We start from the raw sequence: 3,888 nt of genomic DNA, 5'->3' as shown, positions 1-3,888 counted from the left end.
ACTACTAACCTTAAATACACATAGTTGGCTGGAAGAAAAACAACTAGAAAAACTAGATATCCTGTGTGATGCTATTATTACTGCAGGCTATGATCTCATTTCGCTGCAGGAGGTCAACCAAACCATTAAGGAAGAATCCATTGATGCTAGTCATCTACCAAACTATCAAGCTTCAACGTTAGGTAATCAAATCAAAAAAGATAATTTCGTATGGCTTTTGCAGCAGAAACTTGCTGCAAAAGGGTTTCATTACAATTGGACCTGGGAACCGTCACATATTGGGTACGGTATGTATGATGAGGGCTTAGCCTTCTTAAGCCGCTTCCCTATTCAAAACATTCAGACCTTTTATGCCTCACAATCAACCGATTATACGGATTATAAATCTCGTAAAGTTCTTGGAATTCAAGTTCAAGATACTTGGTACTTTAACCTTCATCTCGGATGGTGGAATGACGAACGCGAAGCCTTCGCAGATCAATGGACAGCCTGTGAAGCTCATTTTTCAGTACTAGCTGGTCCTATTTTTCTACTAGGTGATTTAAACAATCCTGCCCAATCGTCAGACGAAGGATATTCCTTAGTAACGAAAAACTGGTTGGACACCTATCACCTAGCTTCTAAACGTGATAATGGATATACCATCCAAAAGCAAATAGATGGTTGGTCTGACAATCACGAACCACTACGAATTGATTTTATTTTTACCAATACACCGATTCACGTTCACTACTCTGAGGTCATCTTTAATGGGAAAAACTATCCGATCATTTCTGATCATTTTGGTATTAGTGTAGAATGGGAAAGCTAAGAGAAAGTAAAAAGATCCGCACATTGTGTGTGTGGATCTCAGACTGTAGACAAACTCGGGTGTTAATCAAGTTTGTCTACAGTCTTCTTTTTTTAGTTTTAAAATGGGGCTGTTGATTGCAGTGAAAGGCGCTTCGCTTATCCTCAGGCGGGCGGTAAGCCGCATCAATGCATACGCTCCTGCAAAAGAAGAAACAAAGGTCATTAAGGAACGCACCAGTGACAGACAACTTGATAAGCAGGAAAACTTCCATAAAATATGTTCAAAAGGCAAAAGAGGTTCGGAATGAAACTTTTCGAACCTCTTTTTATATAGCCGCTAAAATAGCTGCTTAAAATTCTCCTTCATATATCAATTAGATTTCCTATCTTCCCTCACTATTTATTTTCCTTTGCCGGAATATTCACGATATAATGAACGGAGTTTCATCTTGAAGGAGTGTACAGGTAATGCTTCAAAAAATGAATATTTTTTTAGAAGGGAAAATGGCCTATATCACCCCAATTAGTGTTATCCTTGGCGTGATTCTAGCTCCGTATGTAGAGAGTTATAAGTTTTTGGTACCTTGGTTATTTGCATGTATAACCTTTACAGGAAGTTTGGGTTCGACTTTCAAATCATTTAAACATGTAGTCGCTCATCCTAAGCCTATTCTACTTACCTTGTGTATTCTCCATGTGATTATGCCGCTTTGGGCGTGGGGGGTTGGACATGTAGTGTTCAGTGGTGATATTCATACGATTACCGGCCTAATTCTTGGTATGATTATCCCAACAGGTATTACAAGTGTTATCTGGGTGACCATTTATCGAGGAAATATTGCGCTTACCCTTACACTTATTTTAATTGATACGTTTTTATCTCCTTTTATTGTTCCATTTTCCATGGCCATTTTAGTTGGTGAAAAAATCGAAATGGATATTTTCGGCATGATGAGCGGTTTGTTATGGATGGTTGTTATCCCTTCCATTGCTGGAATGGTTTGTAACCAGGTAACCAACGGAAAGGCAAAAGTAACGCTTGCCCCCTATCTTTCACCTTTTTCAAAACTATTCCTAGGAATCGTCGTTTTGTTAAATAGTTCTATTATTGCACCCTATTTACGTACGATTGATTGGAAGCTATTCTCCATTATTATTGTTGTGTTTATCATTGCATTCACTGGGTATTTATTTTCTTTTGTTATGGGAATTCGCATGAAGATGGAGCGAGAAAATGTCGTCGCGTTGACATTCTTAGGCGGGATGCGCAACATTAGTGCTGGCGCAGTTCTTGCTGTGTCCTACTTCCCAGCTCAGGTCGCTGTTCCTGTGGTAGTCGGGATGCTTTTCCAACAAATTCTCGCTTCCAATTTCGGGCATTTCGTTGATCGTTATTATAAAAAGAAAGTGGATCTAGCTAGCTAAAGCGACTAGTCGACATGTTCAATATGATAAGTTTGGAAGATTCATATACTCTGGCGTAAGTGATTACGCCTTTTAGCTTCCTTCTTTTCGGTTAGAATATTGATGAACGATACGCCCTTTTCTGCCTTTGGTTGTTTCAGCTTGTAAAAGTGAATGTAAGATTGCTTCTTCTGTAGCTTCAGCGGCAGCAACAAATAATTGGTTAAATATGAAATGGTCCTCTCGTAACAGTTTATATGTTTCATAGGGGCTTTCAGAGTCGTGCGGAATTCTTTGAGCTGTTGAAAAACCAATCACAATATCCCCGCTTCCGTGACTCACATTACTCCCCGTCCTGCCAAGCCCGATTCCACAACGCTTTATTACTCTTAACAACTGTCTGTCACTTAACGGAGCATCCGTTGCTAAAATAATAATAATGGATCCGTCAGATGTCTCAGCTAGCCCCTGCTGAAGAGTCTCTGTCAGCCCCGCATATGTATCTGTTAAAAATTCCTCTTCTTTGCCAAAGTTACTTAAAACCAGACAGCCAATTGTATACTGTATCTCCAATTCATCTAGTTTAATCACTCTTGAAGAGGTCCCTATCCCTCCTTTAAATCCGAAACAAATCATCCCTTTCCCTGCTCCAACCGCTCCTTCTTCAGCCTTATCTCCAACCGCCTTTTGAATCGCTTCCACTGCATGCTTAGAATGAACTGTGAAATGTCGAATAGAATTTAGATAACTATCATTACATTCCCCAACAACAATATTTATCGTTCCGGTTGTCTCCCCAATCTCAGGATTTTGTTTCAGCATATATTCCAGCGTCCCTTGAGTAACCGCAGGAACTCCAAACGTATTCGTCAGCATAATGGGTGACTCAAGAACACCAAGTTCATTAACTTGGACAAGTCCAGTCGACTTACCGAAACCATTAAGAACATAACTTGCCGCTGTTAGTTTTTCCTTAAATAGATTTCCTCCATGCGGCAGAATGGCGGTCACACCCGTGCAAGCCGCTTCCTCTCCATCTGCATCTAACGGAAAATCCAGTGTAACATGCCCTACTCTTACATCTGCAACATCCGTAATACAATTCTTCTTTCCTGCTGGCAGCTTACCTATTTTAAGGCCTTTTACTTTTTCCATGAAGTCCTCCAAGGCAAAACAGACAGGAGACTATGCTCCTTCTGTTCTAATACGTAATTTTACTAGCTAGTGCCGACTCAATCTCAGCGGTTAATTCAGCTGCTGAGATCTCAGTTGGATATTGGTATTCCTTGTTATTAATAAAAACCGTAGGCACCATTTTTACCTGTCTTTGAATGGCCTCAGCAGTTACCTTCAGACTGATATCCGTGTTCTTTGGTTCTTCCTTTAATTGATAGTTATCTGTCAATAGCTTTTTTATTTCTTGATTATTCAATTGGTACCATTGTTCTTGTGTTTCAAATAATTCCTTCATAATTTCTCTTACACGGGACGTATCCTCGTAATCTAGAAATAAATTAACTAATGTCCCGTTTAACAGCATTTCCCTTGGCTTATCATAGTGGTTAACAATGTAAGTGATTTGATCATTATCTATGTAGTCTTTTAAAGTCTCTTCCGCCAAACTAAAAAATGTTGCACAATACGGACATGCTAAATTTAAAAACACTTCAACCTTAACAGGTGCTTCACTAT

5 protein-coding genes are annotated in these 3,888 nt (G+C 39.5%); 3 read left to right on the top strand and 2 right to left on the bottom strand.

The genetic code is table 11. The features are described from left to right. The 3 genes from AC52RT_RS07545 to AC52RT_RS07535 form a co-directional block, all read left to right on the top strand. A partial coding sequence (locus AC52RT_RS07545; RefSeq protein ID WP_495540173.1) for an endonuclease/exonuclease/phosphatase family protein occupies positions 1-811 on the top strand: 811 nt, incomplete at its 5' end. A gap of 103 nt (positions 812-914) precedes the next feature. After that, positions 915-1,100 carry a hypothetical protein gene (locus AC52RT_RS07540; protein ID WP_495540172.1) on the top strand — a complete coding sequence of 62 codons (186 nt, stop codon included), beginning with the start codon at positions 915-917 and terminating at the stop codon, positions 1,098-1,100. A gap of 160 nt (positions 1,101-1,260) precedes the next feature. After that, positions 1,261-2,217, top strand: a complete 957-nt coding sequence (locus AC52RT_RS07535) for a bile acid:sodium symporter family protein (RefSeq protein WP_495540171.1) — start codon at positions 1,261-1,263, stop codon at positions 2,215-2,217. Between the two features lie 72 nt (positions 2,218-2,289). Here AC52RT_RS07535 and AC52RT_RS07530 read toward each other — a convergent pair whose 3' ends face one another. Next, positions 2,290-3,351 (bottom strand): DmpA family aminopeptidase, encoded by a 1,062-nt coding sequence (locus tag AC52RT_RS07530; RefSeq protein ID WP_495540170.1) that lies wholly within the window; start codon positions 3,349-3,351, stop codon positions 2,290-2,292. Between the two features lie 46 nt (positions 3,352-3,397). After that, a partial coding sequence (locus AC52RT_RS07525; RefSeq protein ID WP_495540169.1) for a thioredoxin domain-containing protein occupies positions 3,398-3,888 on the bottom strand: 491 nt, incomplete at its 5' end.

Source organism: Peribacillus sp. (genome assembly GCF_059453735.1).
Note: the sequence above shows the minus strand (reverse complement) of the source record. Positions and strands in the feature narration are given on the sequence as shown.

Coding starts and splice junctions, on each gene's coding strand:
- AC52RT_RS07535 (WP_495540171.1), top strand. CDS start 1,261: ATGCTTCAAAAAATGAATATTTTTTTAGAAGGGAAAATGGCCTATATC.
- AC52RT_RS07540 (WP_495540172.1), top strand. CDS start 915: ATGGGGCTGTTGATTGCAGTGAAAGGCGCTTCGCTTATCCTCAGGCGG.
- AC52RT_RS07530 (WP_495540170.1), bottom strand. CDS start 3,351: ATGGAAAAAGTAAAAGGCCTTAAAATAGGTAAGCTGCCAGCAGGAAAG.